The organism is Mycolicibacter sp. MU0102 (genome assembly GCF_963378105.1).
Taxonomy (GTDB): domain Bacteria; phylum Actinomycetota; class Actinomycetes; order Mycobacteriales; family Mycobacteriaceae; genus Mycobacterium; species Mycobacterium holstebronense.
Genome location: NZ_OY726398.1, coordinates 385,437 through 406,935 on the forward strand (window position 1 = coordinate 385,437; position 21,499 = coordinate 406,935).

General features: G+C 68.0%; 22 protein-coding genes. 12 read left to right on the forward strand and 10 right to left on the reverse strand.

The genetic code is table 11. The annotated features are described in order from the left end of the window. Window positions 1-10: 10 nt before the first annotated feature. From RCP37_RS01830 to RCP37_RS01845, 4 genes are all read left to right on the forward strand, one after another. Entirely contained in the window at window positions 11-904 is an 894-nt protein-coding gene (locus RCP37_RS01830) for a hypothetical protein (protein WP_308485353.1), read from the forward strand. Continuing rightward, the gene (locus RCP37_RS01835) at window positions 901-1,557 is read left to right on the forward strand and encodes a TrmH family RNA methyltransferase (RefSeq protein WP_308485354.1); all 657 of its coding nucleotides are present in this window, start codon (window positions 901-903) and stop codon (window positions 1,555-1,557) included. The genes RCP37_RS01830 and RCP37_RS01835 overlap by 4 nt, the downstream gene beginning before the upstream one ends. 276 nt (window positions 1,558-1,833) lie before the next feature. Then, window positions 1,834-2,679: a hypothetical protein gene (locus RCP37_RS01840; RefSeq protein WP_308485355.1), complete on the forward strand. Its 846-nt coding sequence runs from the start codon at window positions 1,834-1,836 to the stop codon at window positions 2,677-2,679. A gap of 98 nt (window positions 2,680-2,777) precedes the next feature. Next, on the forward strand, window positions 2,778-3,896 hold the full coding sequence (locus RCP37_RS01845; protein ID WP_308485356.1) for a glycoside hydrolase family 76 protein: 1,119 nt from the start codon (window positions 2,778-2,780) through the stop codon (window positions 3,894-3,896). A 20-nt stretch (window positions 3,897-3,916) separates the two neighbouring features. Here the strand turns inward: RCP37_RS01845 and RCP37_RS01850 are convergent, their stop codons facing one another. Next, window positions 3,917-4,615: a DedA family protein gene (locus RCP37_RS01850; RefSeq protein ID WP_308485357.1), complete on the reverse strand. Its 699-nt coding sequence runs from the start codon at window positions 4,613-4,615 to the stop codon at window positions 3,917-3,919. Window positions 4,616-4,702: 87 nt separating this feature from the next. Here RCP37_RS01850 and fbaA point away from each other — a divergent pair, with 87 nt between their 5' ends. Continuing rightward, a complete protein-coding gene (gene fbaA / locus RCP37_RS01855) occupies window positions 4,703-5,734 on the forward strand; it encodes a class II fructose-bisphosphate aldolase (protein ID WP_308485358.1) in 1,032 nt (343 codons plus the stop codon). 128 nt (window positions 5,735-5,862) lie between these two features. On the opposite strand, the gene RCP37_RS01860 is transcribed toward fbaA, so the two are convergent. After that, window positions 5,863-6,696 (reverse strand): Rv0361 family membrane protein, encoded by an 834-nt coding sequence (locus RCP37_RS01860; protein ID WP_308485359.1) that lies wholly within the window; start codon window positions 6,694-6,696, stop codon window positions 5,863-5,865. A gap of 117 nt (window positions 6,697-6,813) precedes the next feature. Between RCP37_RS01860 and RCP37_RS01865 the strand changes: the two genes are divergently transcribed. Then, a complete protein-coding gene (locus RCP37_RS01865) occupies window positions 6,814-7,230 on the forward strand; it encodes a DUF3151 domain-containing protein (protein WP_308485360.1) in 417 nt (138 codons plus the stop codon). Between the two features lie 12 nt (window positions 7,231-7,242). Here the strand turns inward: RCP37_RS01865 and RCP37_RS01870 are convergent, their stop codons facing one another. The 3 genes from RCP37_RS01870 to RCP37_RS01880 form a co-directional block, all read right to left on the reverse strand. Then, window positions 7,243-8,130, reverse strand: a complete 888-nt coding sequence (locus RCP37_RS01870) for a cation diffusion facilitator family transporter (RefSeq protein ID WP_308485361.1) — start codon at window positions 8,128-8,130, stop codon at window positions 7,243-7,245. A 67-nt stretch (window positions 8,131-8,197) separates the two neighbouring features. Then, window positions 8,198-8,983: a site-2 protease family protein gene (locus tag RCP37_RS01875; RefSeq protein ID WP_308485362.1), complete on the reverse strand. Its 786-nt coding sequence runs from the start codon at window positions 8,981-8,983 to the stop codon at window positions 8,198-8,200. A 10-nt stretch (window positions 8,984-8,993) separates the two neighbouring features. Beyond that, window positions 8,994-9,659, reverse strand: a complete 666-nt coding sequence (locus tag RCP37_RS01880) for a peptidase M50 (RefSeq protein WP_308485363.1) — start codon at window positions 9,657-9,659, stop codon at window positions 8,994-8,996. Between the two features lie 112 nt (window positions 9,660-9,771). On the opposite strand from RCP37_RS01880, the gene RCP37_RS01885 reads away from it, so the two are divergent. Together RCP37_RS01885 and RCP37_RS01890 are read left to right on the forward strand one after the other, a co-directional pair. Next, window positions 9,772-11,073 (forward strand): adenylosuccinate synthase, encoded by a 1,302-nt coding sequence (locus RCP37_RS01885; protein ID WP_308485364.1) that lies wholly within the window; start codon window positions 9,772-9,774, stop codon window positions 11,071-11,073. Further along, window positions 11,070-11,726 (forward strand): PaaI family thioesterase, encoded by a 657-nt coding sequence (locus tag RCP37_RS01890; RefSeq protein ID WP_308485365.1) that lies wholly within the window; start codon window positions 11,070-11,072, stop codon window positions 11,724-11,726. The genes RCP37_RS01885 and RCP37_RS01890 overlap by 4 nt, the downstream gene beginning before the upstream one ends. Here the strand turns inward: RCP37_RS01890 and RCP37_RS01895 are convergent. Then, the gene (locus RCP37_RS01895) at window positions 11,723-12,076 is read right to left on the reverse strand and encodes a DoxX family protein (protein ID WP_308485366.1); all 354 of its coding nucleotides are present in this window, start codon (window positions 12,074-12,076) and stop codon (window positions 11,723-11,725) included. The genes RCP37_RS01890 and RCP37_RS01895 overlap by 4 nt on opposite strands. A 104-nt stretch (window positions 12,077-12,180) precedes the next feature. After that, window positions 12,181-13,779, reverse strand: coding sequence for a Na+/H+ antiporter (locus tag RCP37_RS01900; protein WP_308485367.1), 1,599 nt, complete (start codon window positions 13,777-13,779; stop codon window positions 12,181-12,183). Between the two features lie 78 nt (window positions 13,780-13,857). On the opposite strand from RCP37_RS01900, the gene purT reads away from it, so the two are divergent. Genes purT through RCP37_RS01915 form a run of 3 tightly spaced genes read left to right on the forward strand, consistent with a single transcriptional unit; the run spans window position 13,858 to window position 16,785 of the window. Further along, window positions 13,858-15,111, forward strand: coding sequence for a formate-dependent phosphoribosylglycinamide formyltransferase (gene purT, locus RCP37_RS01905; RefSeq protein WP_308485368.1), 1,254 nt, complete (start codon window positions 13,858-13,860; stop codon window positions 15,109-15,111). Window positions 15,112-15,154: 43 nt separating this feature from the next. After that, window positions 15,155-15,559, forward strand: coding sequence for a rhodanese-like domain-containing protein (locus RCP37_RS01910; RefSeq protein ID WP_308485369.1), 405 nt, complete (start codon window positions 15,155-15,157; stop codon window positions 15,557-15,559). Next, window positions 15,556-16,785: an O-succinylhomoserine sulfhydrylase gene (locus RCP37_RS01915; RefSeq protein WP_308485370.1), complete on the forward strand. Its 1,230-nt coding sequence runs from the start codon at window positions 15,556-15,558 to the stop codon at window positions 16,783-16,785. The genes RCP37_RS01910 and RCP37_RS01915 overlap by 4 nt, the downstream gene beginning before the upstream one ends. Window positions 16,786-16,825: 40 nt before the next feature. On the opposite strand, the gene RCP37_RS01920 is transcribed toward RCP37_RS01915, so the two are convergent. After that, a complete protein-coding gene (locus RCP37_RS01920; protein WP_308485371.1) occupies window positions 16,826-17,680 on the reverse strand; it encodes an SDR family oxidoreductase in 855 nt (284 codons plus the stop codon). A 55-nt stretch (window positions 17,681-17,735) separates the two neighbouring features. Beyond that, window positions 17,736-18,497 carry an isocitrate lyase/PEP mutase family protein gene (locus tag RCP37_RS01925; protein WP_308485372.1) on the reverse strand — a complete coding sequence of 254 codons (762 nt, stop codon included), beginning with the start codon at window positions 18,495-18,497 and terminating at the stop codon, window positions 17,736-17,738. Between the two features lie 358 nt (window positions 18,498-18,855). Between RCP37_RS01925 and RCP37_RS01930 the strand changes: the two genes are divergently transcribed. Next, window positions 18,856-20,307 (forward strand): PGRS repeat-containing protein, encoded by a 1,452-nt coding sequence (locus RCP37_RS01930; protein ID WP_308485373.1) that lies wholly within the window; start codon window positions 18,856-18,858, stop codon window positions 20,305-20,307. Here the strand turns inward: RCP37_RS01930 and RCP37_RS01935 are convergent. Next, complete coding sequence (locus RCP37_RS01935) at window positions 20,304-21,488, reverse strand: acyl-CoA dehydrogenase family protein (protein ID WP_308485374.1); 1,185 nt, start codon at window positions 21,486-21,488, stop codon at window positions 20,304-20,306. The genes RCP37_RS01930 and RCP37_RS01935 overlap by 4 nt on opposite strands. Window positions 21,489-21,499 lie beyond the last annotated feature (11 nt).

Consider the following 21,499-nt stretch of genomic DNA (forward strand, 5'->3'; position numbering starts at 1 on the left):
GAGGACGGTTGTGCGGAGTCTGATCACGCTGATATCGGCGTTGGCCGTCGCCTGCGCCGCGGCCTGCTCGGGTTCCGGCGCGGCCGGACCCTACGGCGCCCAGGGCGCCCCGATTGGTTCGGCGCTCACCATCTTGGGTTGGGAGATGACCCTGTCCAACCTGCGGTGGGAAGTCGACTACGCGCTGGTCGACGTCAAGGCCCAGGTCGCCGATGCAGATGCTCCGCACGCCGCCGCCGGTGATCTACGGTTTGGGGTGTACGGAACCCCGGCGCACCCGATCGAGGCCACCGGACTGGGTAGCTGCCAGTTGCTGGGGGAATTGGTGCCGACGCCGCTGTCGGCCAAGGAAGCCGACCGGTTGAACGGGACCGTGTGCTTGGGTCCGCTCAAGGAGCGCAGCGCGCTGCGCGGGCTCTATGTCTACTCGCCCGCCGACCGGATCAAAGACACCATGGTGGCCTACGCCGCGGCGTTCCCGGTAGGGCTGGCGCCGGTCAACCCGGGCGACACCGGTCTGCAGCTCACCACCCAGGGTGTGGCGGCCTACCGCGGCAACGGCGTGCCGCTGGCGCCGGCGGCGCTCGGTGACCCGAAAGCGTTCACCGGCACCGGCTACATGATGCTCAACCTGTCGGTCGACGCGGTCGCTACGCAGTACCGCGACGACGCGAAGGCCCGTGGCGGACCGCTGATGTTGATCGCCGGACCGTCGACGCCGATGCCCGGGTTGGGTGCGGACTGCGTTGCGGCGGGGTCGTCGGTGTTGATCCTGCCGGAGGCGTCGCTGAACTCGGTGCACGTGCCGACCTCGCTGTGCACGCACGGGGAGATCAACGCCGCGCTGCTGTATCCCTCGGTGTCGGTGGTGGGCACGCACGCCGCCGTGTGGACCACCTCGTGACCGATTCGTCGGACCATCCCGGACCCACCGAGTGGTTCTCGCCGGCCAACGGCGTCGGCCCCTGGCAAGGCCCCCTGCCGAGCGACTCCCATTACGACCCGGAGCTGCTTCGGGAGGGCGACCGTCGCAACGTCGTCGACGCGTACCGCTACTGGACCCGCGAGGCGATCGTCGCCGACATCGACCGCCGGCGGCACCGGCTGCACATCGCGATCGAGAACTTCGGGCACGACGCCAATATCGGCTCGGTGGTGCGCACCGCCAACGCGTTCGCCGTGCACACGGTGCATATTGTTGGTCGGCGGCGCTGGAATCGGCGCGGCGCCATGGTCACCGACCGCTACCAGCGACTGCTGCATCACGAAACCGCCTCGGAACTCCTGGAATTCGCCGCCCAGCAGGGGCTCACGGTCGTCGCGGTCGACAACGTGGCCGAAGCGGCGCGCCTGGAGCAGACCGCGCTGCCGGTCGACTGCCTGCTGGTGTTCGGCAGCGAAGGCCTCGGTATCAGCGACGAAGCCCGTGCCGGCGCGGGCCTGACGGTGTCCATCGCCCAGTTCGGTTCGACCCGCAGCATCAATGTCGGGGTGGCCGCCGGAATCGTGATGCACGCCTGGATCGCCCAACACGGAGACCTCAGCCGCGCTTGGTGACGGTGACCCGTCACCCCGCAGGCATTTCAATCCTGAGCTTTTCTAGGCATCTGTTCCGTCTATACACGGCTGATGCTTATCGCCATTCGGCTGAGTTCACGAGCGGCCAAGCTGCGGAGCACGCTTCGGCGACCGTTTCCGGCCGGTGTCCCGTCGGCGAATTTCGCACTTGGTGGGCTGGTTCAGGGAGAAATCAAGGGATTTCCCTGTATCGCCGCCGCGCGGTCGACCCGTAACGTACCGGCTCTCAGCTTCTCGTAAGAAATGAGGTTTGCTATGCAAATACATAAGAATTTGTGCGCCTACGCGACTATGGGTGTTGCGCTGGTGGGTGCCGGCGCGATCATGACCGCTCCCGGGGCGGTCCCCGGCGCGGCCGTGAATACCGTCGCCGCCAAGGTCGCCCTGACCAGTCTGGGTTGGCAGGATGTCGAATTCGCGACTCCCGACGGTTGGACCACCTTCGACACCGCCGCGCTGGCGCAGGCCTATGCCGACGAAACGATCGCGACCACCTTGTCCACAGGCCAAACCGCGGTCGAGTGGGCCGGCTGGCTCGACCCGTTCTTCTCCATGGCCGGGATCTCCGGACTTGGGGACTGGGTGTCCGACCGGTATGACCTGTTCACCGAGATCGTCGCTCCCGGTTGGGATCCCCTGGACTGGTTCGCGGGATTCTTTGAGTCCGTCGCCAATGACCCCAACGTTCTTTTCGGCCCCATGGCGGACATCGACCTCGGCTGGATGTACGGCCTACTGGGGATCTCGGGCGAGGATGGCGATCAGCTCAACGCCCTGATGGAGCTCGCGTCGGGCTACGCCGGCGGCATGCTCACGTGGGAACTGATGGGGCTCTACGCGGTCGTACCGGGAGCGATCAACGCCGTTGTCGACGGCATCGTCACCCTCGACGAACTCTTCCCTGAGGAGGGCAGCCAGCTGGATCTGCTCAGTAACCTCGCCGGGGAGTCGATGATGAACTGGATGACGTCGACCGAGGAGACGCTGAGCAACTCGATGGAGAACGCGGTCAGCATCCTTGAGAATGCGCCGGGCGTTCAGTGGATTCTGGACATCATTGACCAGCTCAGTGGTGGGGCCGGTGTCGAGCTGCCCTTCTGACGCCTGACGTCCCGGTAGCGGGCATCTTTCCCGCGGCACGACTGCCTTGGGAAAGATGCCCGCCCTGGAACTCGCCCCATAGGGCAGGATCTGAGGCTATGGATCTCCTCTGGGCAAATCGGGCCGAGAGCGCCGAGGCTGCCGTCACAGCGAGACACCTCAAGTCACTCTGGCATCTGCCGGGCACCCAGCTGGGGGTGGTGGCGTGGCCGCCGATCCGGCGCGCTCCGCACTGGCACTACTGGTGGCAGGCGCATCTGCTGGACTGCTTGGTCGACGCCCAGTTGCGTGACCCCCAGCCCGCGCGGGCGACGGCGATCAAGCGGCAGATCCGCACCCACCGGCTGCGCAACGTGGGTCGCTGGACCAACGCCTACTACGACGACATGGCGTGGCTGGCGTTGGCGATTCAGCGGGCCTGCCTGGTCACCGGCCTCGACCGGCACCGCGCGCTGGGAACTCTGACCCGACAGCTGACCGATTCCTGGATGCCCGAGGCCGGTGGTGGCATTCCGTGGCGCAAGGACGAGCAGTTCACCGCCCCGTTCTTCAACACCCCCGCCAACGGTCCGGCCGGGATCTTTCTGGCCCGCGAACCCGGGTGGCTTCAGCGTGCCCAGGAAATGGGCGACTGGATCGACGCCACCCTGATCGACCCGGACACCGACTTGGTGTTCGACGGCATCAGGGAGGGTTCGCTGGTACGCGCTGAGTACACCTACTGCCAGGGCGTGGTGCTCGGATTGGAGACCGAGCTGGCGGTGCGCACCGGGGCGGCGCGCCACGGTGCTCGGGTGCACCGGCTGGTGGCCGCGGTGAGCAAGCGGATGGCCCCGGGCGGGGTGATCAAGGGCGCCGGCGGCGGCGACGGCGGACTGTTCGCCGGGATCACCGCCCGCTACCTGGCGCTGGTCGCCACCGCGTTGCCGGGGGAGTCGGCGGCCGACGCCGAAGCGCGCGATACCGCCGCCAAGCTGGTGCTGTCGTCGGCGAAATCGGCGTGGGATTACCGGCAATCGGTCGACGGGCTGCCGTTGTTCGGGGCGTTCTGGGACCAGGCCGCCGAGGTGCCCCGGGCCGACGGCGCGGTGGCCATGTCCATCGCGGGCGCGGTGCGTGAGTCCGAGATCCCCGAACGGGATCTGTCGGTGCAGTTGGGCGGCTGGATGCTGATGGAGGCCGCGCACAACGTCGCGACCGCCGTGCCGGCCCGTTGACTCTGCGCTGAGGGCGCGGCCTACTCGGGATTCTGCGCCGTGAGCGCAGAGTCAGTGCTGACGTTGGCGGGTGCTGCGCCACCGCGGCGGCTGCGGTAGGCCTTCGCCGTGGCGATGAACGCCGGGATCATCGACACGAACAGGATCACCAGGATGATCTTTTCCAGGTTCTCGTGGACGAACGGCACGTTGCCCAGGAAGTAGCCCAGCGTCGTCACTCCGGCGCCCCACAGGATGCCGCCGACGATGTCGAACGCCAGATACACCGGGTAGCGCATGTAGGACACGCCGGCCACCACCGGCACAAACGTCCGGACGAAGGGTGCGAACCGGGCCAGGATGATCGCCCACGGCCCGTACTTCTCGAAGAACGCGTGCGACTCGGTGACGTAGTGCTTCTTGAAGAAGCGGGAATCTTCCTTCTTGAACAGCGCCGGCCCGATCCGCCGGCCGATGAAGTAGCCGCACTGATCGCCCAACACCGCCACGACAGCGACCGCGGGCGCCAAAATCCAGATGTCGGGCGCCAGTCCCTTGGCGGCCAGCAGACCGCCGGTGAACAGCAGGGATTCCCCCGGCAGCAGGGGGAACAGCAGGCCGGTCTCGATGAAGACCACCACCAGGATGGCCGGCAGCACGGCGCCGTGGAAGATGCCCCCGGCGCCCAGCCAGTACATCGGGTCCAACAGGCCGGGCATCGCGACCACGGTGGTGCTCATGACGCACCAACATACCGGGGGGCACCGGTGAAACCGCCCCTGCGATACTCGATGGCAGTTTCGGTCAGCTCAGAGGAGAGATTTCCCATGCCCATCGCCACCCCCGAGATCTATGCCGAGATGCTGGGCCGCGCCAAGGAGAACGCCTACGCGTTCCCCGCGATCAACTGCACGTCGTCGGAGACCATCAACGCGGCGATCAAGGGATTCGCGGACGCCGGCAGTGACGGCATCATCCAGTTCTCCACCGGCGGCGCCGAATTCGGCTCCGGACTGGGCGTCAAGGACATGGTGACCGGCGCAGTGGCGCTGGCCGAGTTCACCCACGTGATCGCCGCCAAGTACCCGATCAACGTTGCCCTGCACACCGACCACTGCCCGAAGGACAAGCTGGACGGGTTCGTGCGGCCGCTGCTGGCGATCTCGGCCGAACGAGTCAAGGCCGGCGAGAACCCGCTGTTCCAGTCGCACATGTGGGACGGCTCGGCGGTGCCGATCGACGAGAACCTCGAGATCGCCCAGGAGCTGCTGGCCCAGGCCGTGGCCGCCAAGATCATCCTCGAGGTCGAGATCGGCGTGGTCGGCGGCGAAGAGGACGGCGTCGAAGCCGAGATCAACGAGAAGCTCTACACCTCGCCCGAAGACTTCGAGAAGACCGTCGCCGCCCTGGGCGCCGGCGAGAAGGGCCAGTATCTGCTGGCCGCCACCTTCGGCAACGTGCACGGCGTCTACAAGCCGGGCAACGTCAAGCTGCGCCCGGACATCCTGGCCGAGGGCCAGAAGGTGGCCTCAGCCAAGCTGGGTCTGGCAGAGGGCTCCAAGCCTTTCGACTTCGTCTTCCACGGCGGCTCGGGTTCGCTGAAGTCCGAGATCGAAGAGGCGCTGCGCTACGGGGTGGTGAAGATGAACGTCGACACCGACACCCAGTACGCGTTCACCCGCCCGGTCGCCGCGCACATGTTCACCAACTACGACGGTGTGCTCAAGGTTGACGGCGAGGTCGGCAACAAGAAGACCTACGACCCGCGCAGCTACCTCAAGAAGGCCGAGGCCGCCATGACCGAGCGGGTCATCGAGGCCTGCAACGACCTGCACAGCGCCGGTAAGACCCTGGCCTGAGTCGTTGACTCTGCGTCCACGGCGGGGAAGTTCGAGTAACCCTCGCCGTAGGCGCAGAGTCAACGAACCTTGCTAGCTGCCGTGCCTGATTCGGCAGCCCAGCTTCGCCTCTCCTTCGTCGAGGATCGCTAGCTGCCGTGCGACTGGCAGATCTTCCACTGGTCGTCACGGAACTGTAGGTCGAAGCTGCGGGTCGAGCGGACCCGCGGCTCGTAGGCCATGAACGCGGTGACGTTGGCTTCGGCCTGCCCTTCGTTGACCACCACCTCGTCGATGCTGGCGACCACCGGGTACTGCTTTGCCGCCGAAATGCGCTGATAGGTGTCGTCCCAAGCCTTTTGGTCATAGTTGACGTAGCGGTCGCGGATATCGCCGCAGGTAAGGCTGCGCAGTGCGGCCAGATCACCGTTCTGCATGGCGATGTCGAAGTTTTGGATCGTGGCCCGCACATGCTCTTCCTGCGAGGCGGCCTGCCGCGTGTCGCGGGTCAGCCACAGCGTGCCCAGCACCGCGATGGCCGCGAGCGCCAAGATGATCAGGATCACCGCCATCACCCAGCCCCAGCTGCGGGACACGGTAGATGGCAGTTTGCCTCCCACTCGTGCCGGGATCTGTTGCGGTATCGCCTTTCCCGTCTCATCGCTCTGCTGAGCGATCAGTTCGGTGTCCGCATCGCCCACCGACGGGATGACCTCGGTGTGCCCGGCGTCGAATCCGGGTGCGGTGAAGCGGCGTTCCGGTGATCCGTCGGGTCCGGGTTCCTTCGGCGTGGCCTCAGTGGTGATCACCTCGGTGACGGCGTCGGCTTCGGCGGGTGTTTCCGCGAGGATGGCCGTCGCGGTCTCGTCGTCCGCTGAGGTGACAGGCTGGATCTCGGTGACCTGATCGTCGCCGTCGGGCTGCTCCGTGGGAGCGCCGCTGTCGGTCGACTCGGTGTTATCCGGTTCCGGTGGGTTAGGCATGGGTGGCTGATCCTCCAATGTCCGCCGGCTGTTTCGGATCGGCTGCCGTTAGCTTACTGAGCGAGGCGCCGGCTTGCGGGAGTGGCTGGCCAAGGACGGCACGGCAGAATAGACGATGTGACTATCACCGGTGATCTCCTCAGGCCCGATCCGATCTTGCTGCCCGGCGACCCCGACGCCGAGGCCGCCTTGCGGGCCGACCAGAACCCCGAGATTGTCGCGGCCGCGCATCCGGCGGCCTCGGTGGCGTGGGCGGCGCTGGCCGAAGCGGCATTGGCCGAGGACAGGGCCGTCACCGCCTACGCCTACGCGCGCACCGGCTACCACCGGGGCTTAGACCAGCTGCGCCGCAACGGGTGGAAGGGCTATGGCCCGGTGCCCTACGCGCATGAACCCAACCGGGGCTTTTTGCGGTGTGTGGCCGCGCTGGCGCGTGCCGCCGACAGCATCGGGGAGACCGACGAGGTGACGCGTTGTCTGGCTCTGCTCGATGACTGCGACCACACCGCCCGCTCGCCGCTGGGCCTGAGCTGACCCGCTAGGGCATCAGCAGCCGAGTGGGCAGCGGCCACCCTGCCCGGCAGGTTCCACCTGCACGGTGGCGTGGGTCAACCCGCGAGCGGCCAGCACGGCCCGAGCCTCGGCCAGTACGCGCCCGGTGTCGGCGCTGGTGCCCAGGTGGGCGGTGGCCATGTCCTGGCCCGGAACCAACGTCCAGACGTGTAGGTCGTGCACGTCGGTGACGCCGTCGACGGCGGCGAGCGCGGTACGGAGCTCGGCGACGTCGATGTGGCTGGGGGAGGCCTCCGACAGGATCCGCAGGGCCGCGCCGGCCAGCGCGAACGCCCGCGGCAGTACCCACAGCGCGACGAAGACCGCGACCACCACGTCGGCGTAGGGCCATTCGGTGGTGATGGTGACCACGCCGGCGATCAGCACCCCCACGCTGCCGACGGTATCGGCGACCACCTCCATATACGCGCCGCGCACCGCGAGACTCTCGGTCGAGTGCGATCGCAACAGCAGAGCGACGCCGATGTTGACGGTCAGTCCGGCGAGGGCGACCACGATCATCGGCACCCCGGGCACGTCCGGTGCGGTGCCGATGCGGCGGATCGCTTCGGTGAGGATGAACGTCGCCACCCCGATCAGCAGCACCGCATTGGCGACTGCGGTGAACACCTCGGCGCGGTGCCAGCCGTAGGTGCGCGACGGTGACGTGCTGCCGCGCCGGGCCAACATCACCGCCGCCACTCCCATGAACAGGGCGGCCAGGTCGGTGAGCAGATGGCCTGCGTCGGCCAGCAGCGCCATCGAGTTGATGGTGATCGCGGTGGTCAGCTCGATGACGAAGAACGCGCTCAGGATCGCGGCGCCGACGACCATGCGCGAGAGCCGGGAGTCGGTGTGACGGTGATCGTGACCGGCGCCCATGGGAGGTGAATATAGGCGGACCGGACCGCTGTCGGGCGTGAAGTTGGGTTCACGCCGGTGGGCAACGTTAGAACCAGGAGTTCCAGAACTGCGTCAGGCTCAAACCCCACGACACCAGCAGGCGCGGCACGTCGAACAGGTCGAAGAACCACAACACCAGTGAGAAGAACTTCTGGTTCAGCACCGGCGACGCAAGCAGCAACACCAGCAGCACCAGCAGGCCCCACTGCTGGAAGGGCGCCACGGCGCGGCGGGTCGCCGGACTCAGGTGCGGCTCCAGCGCGCCATAGCCGTCCAGCCCCGGTATCGGCAGCAGGTTCAACACCACCGCGGTCAGCTCCAGGAAACCCAGGAACGCCACCCCCGACCAGAACACCGGGTGTGCGGGATCGTAGAAGGCTCGCGTGGCGCCCAGCAGCAGCACGGCCAGCATCAGGTTGGCCGCCGGACCCGCCAGGCTGACCAGGGTGCGCCGTCGCGGTGTCATGAACGATGTCTGTACATAGACCGCCCCGCCCGGCAGCCCGATGCCGCCCAGCATGATGAACAGCATCGGCAGCACCAGCGACAGCCCCGGATGGGTGTAGCGCAGCGGGTTGAGGGTCAGATAACCGCGCATCTGCGCGCCGTGGTCACCGAACCGCCAGGCGGTGTAGGCGTGGCCGAACTCGTGCAGGCACAGCGAGACCAGCCAGCCGGCGATGACGAACACGAACACCCCGGCGTAGGCGAGCGGCCGGATCTCTTCACCGGCGTGCCACGCCAATGCACCGCCTAGGGCAGTCACCGCCACCAGCGCCAGGAACACCGGGCTGGGCCGTACCGCCTGGCCGCGTAGGGGATGCACGTTCACGCCCGTGAACCTATCGGACGACCAGCCAGTCCTCGATGTGTCGATAAAAGGTGGACCGCTTCACCGTTCGGCTGCTGTAGATGCCGTCGCGCACCACCAGCGCGCCGGTAGTGCCGAGCTGGGCAGCGCGCCCCGCCACCCAGCGTCGTACCCGGCCACGCCGATCCGGGACACCGGCGCGCACGCCCGGTGCGATGCCCATCGGCTCGATCAGCACCTCGGTCACCTCGCCGTCGAACAGGGCGGCGTCATCGACGATTCCCTCACCGTGCAGCACCGCGGCGCCGTCCACCGGCAGCCACCGGCCGACACCCACCAGTGCGGTGCCGGCGTCGTCGCGGACCAGCGGCACTGGTGCAGCGGAGCCCCGCCGGGCCCGTCGCGCGGCCCGCCACCCGGTCGTCAGCCGGTAGGCCGCAGTGGCCGGTGTGCGCCGTCGTGGTGCGTACCCGAGCTCGACATCGAGGCGGTCGGTGCGCAGCAGCCGGGTCAACGTCTGTGCCAGGTGCGCGTCGGCGCCTACCACCACCAACCTGCGATAACGGGCGATGGCGGCATCTAAAGCGTTCAAGTCATCGGTGCCCGGATCGTCGCCGACCTGCACCGTTGGCAGGCCACGCAAGGGGCGCGGCAGCGGCCGTCCGGCAAACAGCAAGACGACGGTTTCGGGCGGCATCTTCAGGCTCCTGGTGCCGTTAGTGGCGTTCAACACGCTCCTTGTGAATCTCTTCAGATAGGCTCAGTCACCGGCTGGACCACAGTAAGCCAAGACAGTTAGCGAGAATTCCATGCCGGCAATCGTCGTCATCGGCGCCCAGTGGGGCGACGAGGGCAAAGGTAAAGCGACCGACCTACTCGGTGAACGAGTGCAATGGGTGGTGCGCTACCAGGGCGGCAACAACGCCGGCCACACGGTGGTCCTACCCACCGGGGAGAACTTCGCGCTGCACCTGATCCCGTCCGGGGTCTTGTCGCCGCACGTCACCAACGTCATCGGCAACGGTGTGGTGGTCGATCCCGGAGTGCTGCTCGACGAGCTGGCGGGCCTGGAACGCCGTGACGTGGACACCTCGCGGTTGCTGATCTCCGCCGATGCGCATCTGCTGATGCCCTATCACGTGGCCATCGACAAGGTCACCGAGCGCTACATGGGCAGCAAGAAGATCGGCACCACCGGTCGCGGCATCGGCCCCTGCTACCAGGACAAGATCGCCCGTATCGGGATCCGGGTCGCCGACGTGCTCGACCACGAGTCGCTGGCCCAGAAGATCGAGGCCGCCCTGGATTTCAAGAACCAGGTGCTGGTCAAGATCTACAACCGCAAGGCGCTGGAGCCGCAGCAGGTTCTCGAAGATCTGCTGGAGCAGGCCGAGGGCTTCAAGCACCGCATCGCCGACACCGGCCTGCTGCTGGGTGCCGCGCTGGACCGTGGTGAGAACGTGCTGCTGGAAGGCTCGCAGGGCACTCTGCTCGACGTCGATCACGGCACCTACCCGTACGTGACGTCGAGCAACCCGACCGCGGGCGGCGCCGCCGTGGGCTCCGGTGTCGGTCCGACCCGCATCACCACGGTGCTGGGCATCCTCAAGGCCTACACCACCCGGGTCGGTTCGGGACCGTTCCCCACCGAACTGTTCGACTCCTACGGCGAGTACCTGTCCAAGACCGGCGGCGAGGTAGGGGTGACCACCGGGCGCCAGCGGCGCTGCGGCTGGTTCGACGCGGTGATCGCCCGCTACGCCACCCGGGTCAACGGCATCACCGACTACTTCCTGACCAAGCTCGACGTGCTCTCCAGCCTGGAGACCGTGCCGGTCTGCGTCGGCTACACCGTCGACGGCAAACGCACCGACGAGCTGCCGATGACTCAGGAAGAGTTTGCGCGTGCCGAGCCGGTCTACGAGGAACTGCCGGGCTGGTGGGAGGACATCTCCGGTGCTCGCACGTTCGAGGACCTGCCCGCCAACGCGCGCGACTACGTGTCGCGGATCGAGGAGATCGCCGGCGCGCAGGTCTCGTGCATCGGGGTCGGTCCCGGACGGGAGCAGACCATTGTGCGACGCGACGTGGTGAGGGGCACCGGCGCGTGAGCGAGGGACAGTCCCCGCAGGACGCTGACGACACGACCGTCGATCCCGACTACGCCAGCCACGGCGGATTCCCGGACTATGCGGTCGTCGACCCGAGTCCGGGCTTCGCACGGTTCCTCACCACGATGCGGCGTCTGCAGGACCTGGCGGTGTCGACCGACCCCGACGACGCCACCTGGGACGACGCCGCGGACCGCGTCGAAGCGCTGGTGGGGTTGTTGGAGAAGTTCCCGGCGTCGCAGGCTGTCGCCCCGGCTGGGCGCGCGCCGTCACTGCCGGGAATGGGCAGCCTCCTGCTACCGCCGTGGCGGGTCAGCCGGTTCGAGCCCGACGGCGTCTCGATGACGGGGTCGTTCAGCCGGTTCCATGTGGGCGGCAACTTCGCGGTGCACGGCGGCGTACTGCCACTGCTGTTCGACTGGATGTTCGGGATGGTGGTGCACGCGGCCAATCGACCGATCAGCCGCACGGCGTTCCTGCACGTCGACTACCGCAAGGTCACCCCGATCGACACCCCGCTGCTGGTGCACGCCCGGATCGAGAGGGCTGAGGGGCGTAAGGCGTTCATCGGCGCCGAATTGACCGACACCGACGGCACCGTGTTGGCCGAGGCGCAGGGCCTGATGGTGCGGCTGCTGCCGGGGCAGCCCTAGCGGCGCGGTCCGCGCAGCGTCATCGACGCGAACAGGGCCAGAAACGACGCAGCCGGCACGGTGTTGGCGATGCTGTCGCGCACCCGGATGTGCGCGCCGACCGCCAGGACGAAGTACAACGTCAACGCCGCCGTGGTCAGCCGTGCCAGTCCCGGAAACCGGTGGACCGACAGCAGGCCGACCGCCGAAGCGGCTTTGACGATCGGCAGGACTGGCCGGATCTCTTGCGGGCATCCGACGGTGTCGAGTGCGGTGGTGATGAACGGCGCGGGGATGGCACACAGCACCGCGTCGGCGGCCTGGAAGGCGGCCAAGCCGGTATAGGTCTTCGGTGACGTCAGCACACTCATGGGATCGACAGTAGCGGCGGGGTAGCGCCCGTCGCGAGTGGGAATCTCACGACGCGACACGCCAACTCAGGCGTCGTGGAATTCCCGCTCGGCGAGGGGCCCCGCTAGTCCAGATTCAGCGTCGCCTCTTCCAGATCCAGCCGGTGCAGGACGTTGCGCAGCACCTGGTCGTCGATGCGGCCAATGTCGCGCTCATGGATCAGCGCCATCCGTTCGGCCGCCAGCATCTCCAGCCGGAGCCGGCGAAATGCCGCAGCGGCGGTCTCGTCGCTGTCGTCGTGGGCAGGGTCGAAGCGCCGCAGCCGTTCCCGCGCCGCGTTGCGCCGCCGGGTGTTCAGGCCGCGCAACGCGTCGGCGGCGCGCTCGCTGGCCGGTGACGGCTCGGTCGAGGCGAGTACTTCGTCGAGCCGTTGGGCAGCGGCCAGGGCCGCCTTGTCCTGCGCGGCGGCCGCGGCGACCGCATCGGCGTGGTCCTGGTTGGTGGGTACGCCCAGCCGGCGGATCACCCAGGGCAGCGTGAGCCCGTGCAGCAGCAGGGTGCCCACCACCACCACGAAGGTCAAGAACACCAACTGCGGACGCCCCGGGAACGGTGCCCCGGACAGTGTCGTCAGCGGCACACCGAATGCGGCCGCCAGCGACACCACACCGCGCATGCCGGCCCAAGCCAGCACGAACACCTGACCCGGGGTCGGCGCGGCATCGCGTTGCCGGACCTTCTCCGACAGGATTCGTGGCGCGTAGGCGAAGGTCACCACCCACACCGCTCGCACAGCCAGCAACGTCCCGAACACCGCCAGCGATGCCACGATCAGCGTCGAGAAACGCACGCCATGCAGGTTCGCCACCACGGCGGGTAGCTGCAGCCCGATCAGCAGAAATGCCAGTGACTCCAGGACCAGTTGCACGGCGCGCCAGACGGCCTGGTCCTGCAGTCGGGTGGCGTAGTGGGCGCGGGTGAAGCGCTGCCCGAGGATCAGCGCGGCGACCACCACCGCGAGCACCCCGGAACCGTGGATCTCCTCGGCCGCCAGGTAGATGACGAACGGGGCCAGCAACCCGACCGCGCTCTCCACCACCGGATCGGTCAGCCGGGCCCGGATCACCACGATGATGGCGCCGAACGCCACCCCGACCGCGACGCCGCCGACGGCGGCCAGCGCGAAAGTCAGCAGGCCCATGCCCCAGCTGGTGGCCACGCCGATCGCCGCGGCCAGGGACACTTTGTAGACGGTCAGCGCGGTCGCGTCGTTGAGCAGGCTCTCGCCGCCCAGCAGCGTCATGATCGGACGCGGCAACCCGATGCGGCGGCCGACGGCAGTCGCCGACACCGCGTCCGGCGGCGCCACGATCGCGCCTAGGGTCAACGCCGCGGCCAGGGTCAGCTCCGGCACGGTGTAGTAGGCGACCACGCCGACGGCGACGGTGGTGGCCAGCGGCAGGCCGACGGCCAGCAGGATGATGGGGCGCCGGTTGCGGCGCATGCTGATCACGGAGCTTTCCAAACCGGCCGACCACAGCAATGGCGGCAGGATCACGAACAACACAAGTTCGGGCCGCAGGATGATCTCCGGTACCGCGGGGATCAGTCCGACCAGCAGGCCGGTAATCACCAACACCAGCGGCGCGGACAGTCCGCGATGCCGCGCGATGGCCGCGACCAGCACCGCGGCCACCAGGGGCCCTAACAGTGCGGCGTTCACCGTCGCTGCACCTCCATCCGCTTTCCCCCTATCCTGGAGCAGCATGCAACATTGCCGTGGCACGGGGAGGGTGGGGCGGTGAACGGCGAGGCGGGTGAATTGGCGACCGAGCGGTTGTCCGTCGACGGTCCCAGCCGTACCCGGGTCGCGTTGCTCGGGTCCGGTGATCTCAGCCGTGAGCTGGTGACGGCGCTGCAGCGCCTGGGCGCCGAGGTGATCGCCGTCGATCGCTACGCCGACGGCGCGCTGCACGGCATCGTTGATCGCTCGGTGGTGGTCGATCTCGGTGACAACGACGAATTGGCGGCGGCCATCCGGTGGTTGCAGCCGAAGTTCGTGGTGGTTGCCTCCGAGGTGGTGGCAACCGACGCGTTGACCGCCGCCGCCGACACCGGCTTCACCCAATTGGTGCCCGGCATCCGCGGGGCCCGGTTGGCGGCAGACCCCGAGGGCATGCGGCGGCTGGCCTCCGAGGAGCTGGGGCTGCCCAGCGCACCGTATTGGTTCGCCGGCTCGGTTGAGGAACTGCGCGAGGTGGCCCAGCGGGCCGGTTACCCGATGTCGGTCAAACCGGTGGGCGGCTCGCTCGGCGAGGGCCGTTCGGTGATGGTCCGCGACAGCGACATCGAGCCCGCCTGGCAGCGCGCGGTGGCGGCCAGCGCATCGGAGACACCGCCGCGGGTGCTGGCCGAGACCGTGGTGGAGTTCGACAGCGAGGTCACCCTGCTTGCCGTCCACCGTGACGGCCTGGACGGGCCGGCGTTGGACTTCTGCGCGCCCATCGGCCACCGCAGCGTGGAGGAACCGAACGGGCAACTGACAGTGGAGTTTTGGCAGCCGCACCCGATGAGCGCGGTGGCGCTGGATGCGGCCAAGTCGATCGCCGCGCGGGTCGCCCGCGCTCTCGGTGGACGCGGCCTGTTCGGGGTGGAGCTACTGGTATATGGCGATGAGGTGTATTTCGCCGGGGTCAATGTGCGCCCGTATGACGCCACGCTGCTGACGTTGCGCACCCAGCGACTCTCGGGGTTCGAGCTGCAGGCGCGCGGGATTCTGGGGCTGGCGACCGACGCCATCATGGTCTCGCCCGGGGCGGCCCGGCTGATCTATTCGCGCCGCCGCGTCGGCACCGCCGTCGAGACCACGCCCGACAGTGTTGCGGTGGTCGCCGATGCACTCAGCGTGACTGAAAGTGATGTGGTGGTGTTCTCCCACCACGAGGGGCACCCCCGCCGGCGGCTCGGCTTGGCGCTGGCCACCGGGCCAGACGTCGCGGTCTCCCGGGACCGTGCGGCGCAGGTGGCGACCGTTCTGGGCAAGCTCTGGCCGTGACCCACCGTGGCGTGAATCTGGTTCAGGTGCGAGACTTCCGCAGGTGAGCTACGCAGGAGATATCACACCTGAGCAGGCCTGGGCGATACTGCGCGATGACTCGGCGGCGACGCTCATCGACGTGCGCACCGACGCCGAATGGCGCTTCGTCGGACTGCCCGACGTGTCGGGGCTGGGCCGCGAACTGGTCTGCATCGAGTGGGTTCATTCCGACGGAACTCCGAACCGCGACTTCTCCCGTGAACTGGCGGCGCGCGTCGCCGGTGGGCCGGCGATCTTCCTGTGCCGCTCGGGCAACCGCTCCATCGGGGCAGCCGAAGCCGGTACCGCGCTGGGTCTGACCCCGTCCTACAACGTGCTGGACGGCTTCGAGGGCAATCTCGACGAGCACGCCCACCGGGGTGGCACCGGCTGGCGGGCCGTCGGCCTGCCCTGGACGCAGTCATGAGCGACTCGCAACCGACCCGCTCCGTCCGCATCCCCAAACCGCTGCCGGACGGTGTCAGCGCGGCCACCATCGGGGTGCGCGGCGGTCTGCTGCGCACCCAGTTCGAGGAGACCGCCGAGGGGCTGTTCCTGACCTCGGGATACGTATACGACTCGGCGGCCGCCGCGGAGCAGGCGTTTACCGGCGAGGTCGACCGGTTCGTCTACTCGCGCTACGGCAACCCGACGGTGTCGATGTTCGAGGAACGGTTGCGCCTGATCGAAGGGGCCCCGGCGGCGTTCGCCACGGCCAGCGGCATGGCGGCGGTGTTCGTAGCGCTCGGCGCGCTGTTGAAGGCCGGCGATCGTCTGGTGGCCGCGCGCAGTCTGTTCGGATCCTGCTTCGTGATCTGCAATGAGATCCTGCCCCGCTGGGGCGTGGAAACCGTGTTCGTCGACGGCGAGGACCTGGCGCAGTGGGAACAGGCCCTGTCGGTACCCACCAACGCGGTGTTCTTCGAGACTCCGTCCAACCCGATGCAGTCGCTGGTGGACATCGCCGCGGTCACCGAACTGGCGCACGCCGCCGGTGCGAAAGTGGTGCTGGACAACGTGTTCGCCACCCCGCTGCTGCAGCAGGGTCTACCGCTGGGCGTGGACGTGGTGGTGTACTCCGGCACCAAGCACCTCGACGGGCAGGGACGCGTCCTGGGTGGGGCGATCCTGGGCGACCAGGACTACATCGACGGCCCGGTGCAAACCCTGATGCGGCACACCGGACCTGCGCTGAGCGCCTTCAATGCGTGGATCTTGTTGAAAGGTCTTGAAACGCTGGCGATTCGGGTTGACTATGCAAATTCCGCGGCGCTGCGGATCGCGGAGTTCCTGGAGCAGCATCCGGCGGTGAGCTGGGTCCGCTACCCCTTCTTGGCGTCGCACCCGCAATACGATTTGGCGCGCAAGCAGATGTCCGGCGGCGGCACTGTCATCACCTTCGAACTCGACGGGCCCCAAAGTGGTGCCAAGCAGCGGGCATTCGAGCTGCTGGACAAACTGAACCTGATCGACATCTCCAACAACCTCGGGGATGCGAAGTCGTTGATCACCCACCCGGCCACCACCACCCACCGGGCGATGGGGCCCGACGGGCGTGCCGCGATCGGACTCGGCGACGGGGTGGTGCGGATCTCCGTCGGGCTGGAGGGCACCGACGACCTCATCGCCGACCTGGATCAGGCGCTGGGATAGGCAGACGCCCGGGATCACTCTGAGAGTGATCCCGTGGCCCTCAGTCGTCTTCGACGACGCCGGTGGCGTGCTGCGCGCGGTCCTCGTAAGCCTTGCGGGCCGCGGTGTCGAACTGCAAGAACACCGTGTCGTTGTGAGTCTTCTTGTTCAGCCAGCGACGGCCCCCATCGGGGAGCAGAGTCGCCAGGATCGAGACGCGACGCCCAAAGCTGGGCACCGAAACCAGCGTCTTGGGCTTGTCGAGCACCTTGACCACCCCGGCGGCGATGTCTTCGGGCTCAACCGGCTTCTGGGCACCCGACGGCGTTGTTCCCGAGATCAATTCGGTGTTGGTGAAGGTGGGCAACACGGCAGAGACTTTGACGCCCTGCGGTGCGAACTCGTCGGACATCGCGGTGCTCAGACCGACGACGGCGAATTTCGTTCCGGCGTAGAGCACCTGACCGGGTACCGCCACGACGCCGGCCAGCGAGGCGATGTTGATGATGTGGCCGCTGCGGCGCTTGATCATCTCCGGGAGCACCAGCTGGCAGCCGTTGAGCACGCCGTAGAAGTTGACCTCGGTCGCCGAGCGAATGGATTCGGGTGACTGGGCGAGGAACGGCCCGACCGGCATGACGCCGGCATTGTTGATCAGCACGTCGATGTGACCGTCGCCGTCGGCGCGGGCCTTGTCCAGGAAGGTCGCGAACGATTCGCGGTCGGTGACGTCCAGCGGGTGGCCGCTGACCTGACCGCCCGAGCTCAGCTGCTTTACGGCTTTGTCGAGAACCGCGACGTCACGGTCGCCGATGACGACTCGAGCTCCACGCGCCAGCAGGGCGGTGGCAGTGGCCAGCCCGATACCACGGGCGGCGCCGGTGATGGCGATGGTCTTACCGCGAATGTTGTCCACGACGACGAACTTAACAGGTGTCAAATTCGGTGTCGACGGTACGGGACGGCTGCGTCTAGGCCCAGCGGGCCAGGACCTCCCCGGCGTGCTTGCCCAGGGCGGCCTGCAGCAGTGGTCCGAAGCTGATCCGTGCGATGCCGAGTGGTCCGAACGAGGCGGGGTCGGCGGTATCGGGCGCGGCGAGCGCGTTGACCGGCTTCGGCAAGGCTTCGGCCAGGATGCGCAGGGTCTCTGCGTCATGGAAACCGACCGGGTAGAGCACGTCGGCTCCCGCGTGCGCGCATTCGGTCAGCCGTGCGATGGCGCGGTCGATGCGGTCGGTGTCGTCACCGTCTTTACGTAGGAACAGATCGGTGCGGGCGTTGATCACCAGGCGTGGGCCTGCGGCGTCGGCGGCTGCCCGCAGCGCGGCCACGTACTCGGCATGCTCGGGCGAGGACCGCAGCCGCTTGTCTTCGCTGTGCACCGAATCCTCGATGTTGCACCCGACCACACCGGCATCCAGCAAGCCTTCGACCAGCCGGAGGGGCGACTCGGCGTACCCGGACTCGATGTCGAGCGACACCGGCACGTCGACGGCGGCGGTGATCTGGCGGGCTCGGTCCAGGACTTCGGCGAACGACATACCTTCGCCATCGGTCTTGCCCAGCGATTCGGCGACCGGCTTGCTGCCGATGGTCAGCGCGGCGAATCCGGCGCCGACGGCCAGCTTCGCCGACCACACGTCCCACACGGTTGGCAGGATCACCGGATTGCCCGGTTGGTGCAGCGCCAGGAATGCCGCCGCCTGTTGCCCAAGAACCTCGCGACTCGTCATTTTCACAACCCTGCCATGTGAGAATTCCTCGGTCGTCATCGGGCCTCGGTCGTGGCCCGTCGTCGATGAATTCACGCCAACGGTCTTGCTTTGGCGAAGTAGGTGGCGCTTGCCGGTGTCCGGGCGATTCGATATGGACTCCACTCCGCTGTAGAAGATCGAATTGCATTGCGGGCCTGAGGGTTACGGGTTCCTATCCATGCGGTAGTGGGATAGTCTGGCCACATTCCGGGCGGGGGGTATGACAGTCCCGTGAGTCACCAAAAGACCTGCAGTGCCGCAGGCCGCCGATTCCGACACAACATTGCGTGTTCGGTCAGCAGTAGGGGGAAGTGCGCAGATGTCTGGTCAAGTTTTCGTGAGAAGCCTCAGCGCCGGAGCCGCCACGGCGGCGTTCGCGGCGTTCAGCCTCGGCTCGCTTTCCTCAGCACCCACGGCGCAGGCCGACGAGCTGGACTGGCTGATGGACTTATTCAACCCGGCCGACTGGGCGGCGCCGGCCGCCGACAGCGGGGCGACCACCTTCGACTGGGATGCGCTTGCCGGCCCGATGAACTCGCTGGCGGGCTCGGCTGACGCCAGTACGTCCGGCGCCGAGGGGTCGCTTCAGGCCACCGCCGACAGCCTGTTCGGCATCTTCCCGGTCGACGCGAGCACCTACGACATGATCCACAGCTTTGAACAGGCCTGGATCACCAGTGATTTCGGTCAATTCATCGACAACTCGATCAACACCCTGTCCGGTCAGTTCCTGATCGGCAACGGTACTGACGGCGTCGACGGCGGCACCTTGGCCGAGGCGGCCGGCGGCAACGGCGGGTTGTGGTTCGGTGACGGCGGCGTCGGTGGCACCTCTGCGGACGGCATCGGCGGTGTCGGGGGAGACGCCGGAATGATCGGCAACGGCGGCATGGGAGGTGCCGGCGCCGACGGTGGGATCGGTGGGGACGGTGGCGCCGGTGGGACCCTGATGGGCATTGGCGGCGCCGGCGGTACCGGTGGTACCGGCCTGGACGGCGAGCTTGGTGGTGACGGCGGCGCCGGCGGTGTCGGTCTGGGCTCGGTGTTCGGTGAGGGCGGCGTCGGCGGGACCGGTGGCACCGGTGGCGTGGGCGTCGCGAACGGCACCGGCGGCGACGTCACCGCGGGCAACGGGGGCAACGGCGGCCTCGGTGGCGTGGGTTCGGACATCGGTGGCAACGGTGGAGTCGGCGGGGCCGGCGGTGCGGCCACGTCCAACGGCTCAGGCGGAACCGCGGTCGGCGGCAATGGTGGCGAAGGCGGCACCGGCGGCGTCGGTGGCCAGACGATGGGCGACGGCGGCGTCGGCGGGGCCGGCGGTGCGGCTACCGCTAACGGCTCCGGTGGAAACACCACCGGTGGTGACGGTGGCCAGGGCGGCATGGGCGCCGGCACCGCCGCGGGGGCGGCCGGCCCGGTCGGTGGTGCCGGCGGTGACGGTGGAGCCGGCGGAGACGCGACCTCACACGGCGAGGGCGGCGCCGCTACCGGCGGGACGGGCGGCACGGGCGGAACAGGTGGGGAAGGCGGCACCGGCAACAACGGCGGTGCCGGCGGCAACGGCGGCGTCGGTGGGGGCGCAAAGACCACGGGCGCAGACGGTCAGCCGACCGGCGGGAACGGCGGCGACGGCGGGACCGGCGGAGTCGGCGGCACGGGCGCCAAGGGCGGCGCGGGTGGCGAAGCCGGCCAGCCCGGCCCGACCAGCGCCAACGGTGGCAGCACGGGCACACCCGGCACACCTGGTCAGCCGGGACAGCCCGGCGATGACGGGCCGCCCGCGTCTTAGCGGAAGGCGCCGAGGCCGGTGAACGCCTGGCCGAGCACCAGTTGATGCATTTCGGGGGTGCCCTCGTAGGTCAACACCGACTCCAGGTTCACCATGTGCCGAATCACCGGGTATTCCAGTGATATCCCGTTGCCGCCCAAGATGGTTCGGGCGGTGCGGCAAATCTCCAATGCGGTGCGGGTGTTGTTGAGCTTGCCGAAGCTGACCTGCTCGGGGCGCAGCCCGGCGCTGTCTTTGAGCCGGCCCAGGTGCAGGGACAGCAACTGTCCCTTGTGCAGTTCCAGAGCCATGTCGACGAGCTTGGCCTGGGTGAGCTGAAAACCCGCGATCGGCTTGCCGAACTGAGTGCGCGCCATGGCGTAGTCGCGGGCCGCCTGCCAGGCTGAGCGGGCTGCACCCATTGCGCCCCAAATGATTCCGTAACGCGCCTCGGACAAGCTCGCTAATGCGCCCTTGACGCCGCGAGCCTTGGGCAGCATGGCCTCGGCAGGCAGACGTACGTCGTCGAGCACCAGTTCACTGGTGATCGAGGCGCGCAGTGACAGTTTGTGGTGGATGGTGTTGGCGCTGAATCCCGGGGTGTTGGTGGGCACGATGAAACCGCGGACGCCCTCGTCGGTGGCCGCCCACACCACCGCGACGTCGGCGATGGAGCCGTTGGTGATCCACATCTTGCGGCCGTTGAGAACCCAATCGGATCCGTCGCGCTTGGCCCGGGTGGTCATGGCGGCCGGATCGGAGCCGACGTCGGGTTCGGTCAGCCCGAAGCAGCCGATCAGCTCACCGGCGGCCATGCCCGGCAGCCACTGCTGCTTCTGCTCTTCGGAACCGTTGTTGTAAATCGAATACATCGCCAGCGAGCCCTGCACCGACACCAGGGAGCGCAGGCCAGAGTCGGCCGCCTCCAACTCCACGCAGGCCAATCCGTAATGCACCGCCGACGCCCCGCCGCAGCCGTAGCCGTCCAGGTGCATGCCCAGCAGCCCGAGTTTGCCGAATTCCCGGGCCAGCTCGCGGGCCGGTAGGTCGCCGATCTCGAACCACTCGGCGATGTGCGGCATGACGTGTTCGGCGCAGAACTTGGCGACGGTGTCGCGCAGCGCGATTTCGTCGTCGGAGAGCAAGGTGTCCAGGCTCAGCGGATCGATCGGGTCGAAGGGCGCGGTGCTACCGGTTGCCATTCGTTCATCCT

What these genes read in the sequence shown, in the direction of transcription:
- RCP37_RS01840 (WP_308485355.1), top strand. Translation starts at nt 1,834, where the DNA reads ATGCAAATACATAAGAATTTGTGCGCCTACGCGACTATGGGTGTTGCG.
- RCP37_RS01845 (WP_308485356.1), top strand. Translation starts at nt 2,778, where the DNA reads ATGGATCTCCTCTGGGCAAATCGGGCCGAGAGCGCCGAGGCTGCCGTC.
- RCP37_RS01850 (WP_308485357.1), bottom strand. Translation starts at nt 4,615, where the DNA reads ATGAGCACCACCGTGGTCGCGATGCCCGGCCTGTTGGACCCGATGTAC.
- fbaA (WP_308485358.1), top strand. Translation starts at nt 4,703, where the DNA reads ATGCCCATCGCCACCCCCGAGATCTATGCCGAGATGCTGGGCCGCGCC.
- RCP37_RS01860 (WP_308485359.1), bottom strand. Translation starts at nt 6,696, where the DNA reads ATGCCTAACCCACCGGAACCGGATAACACCGAGTCGACCGACAGCGGC.
- RCP37_RS01870 (WP_308485361.1), bottom strand. Translation starts at nt 8,130, where the DNA reads ATGGGCGCCGGTCACGATCACCGTCACACCGACTCCCGGCTCTCGCGC.
- RCP37_RS01880 (WP_308485363.1), bottom strand. Translation starts at nt 9,659, where the DNA reads ATGCCGCCCGAAACCGTCGTCTTGCTGTTTGCCGGACGGCCGCTGCCG.
- RCP37_RS01885 (WP_308485364.1), top strand. Translation starts at nt 9,772, where the DNA reads ATGCCGGCAATCGTCGTCATCGGCGCCCAGTGGGGCGACGAGGGCAAA.
- RCP37_RS01895 (WP_308485366.1), bottom strand. Translation starts at nt 12,076, where the DNA reads ATGAGTGTGCTGACGTCACCGAAGACCTATACCGGCTTGGCCGCCTTC.
- RCP37_RS01915 (WP_308485370.1), top strand. Translation starts at nt 15,556, where the DNA reads ATGAGCGACTCGCAACCGACCCGCTCCGTCCGCATCCCCAAACCGCTG.
- RCP37_RS01925 (WP_308485372.1), bottom strand. Translation starts at nt 18,497, where the DNA reads ATGACGAGTCGCGAGGTTCTTGGGCAACAGGCGGCGGCATTCCTGGCG.
- RCP37_RS01935 (WP_308485374.1), bottom strand. Translation starts at nt 21,488, where the DNA reads ATGGCAACCGGTAGCACCGCGCCCTTCGACCCGATCGATCCGCTGAGC.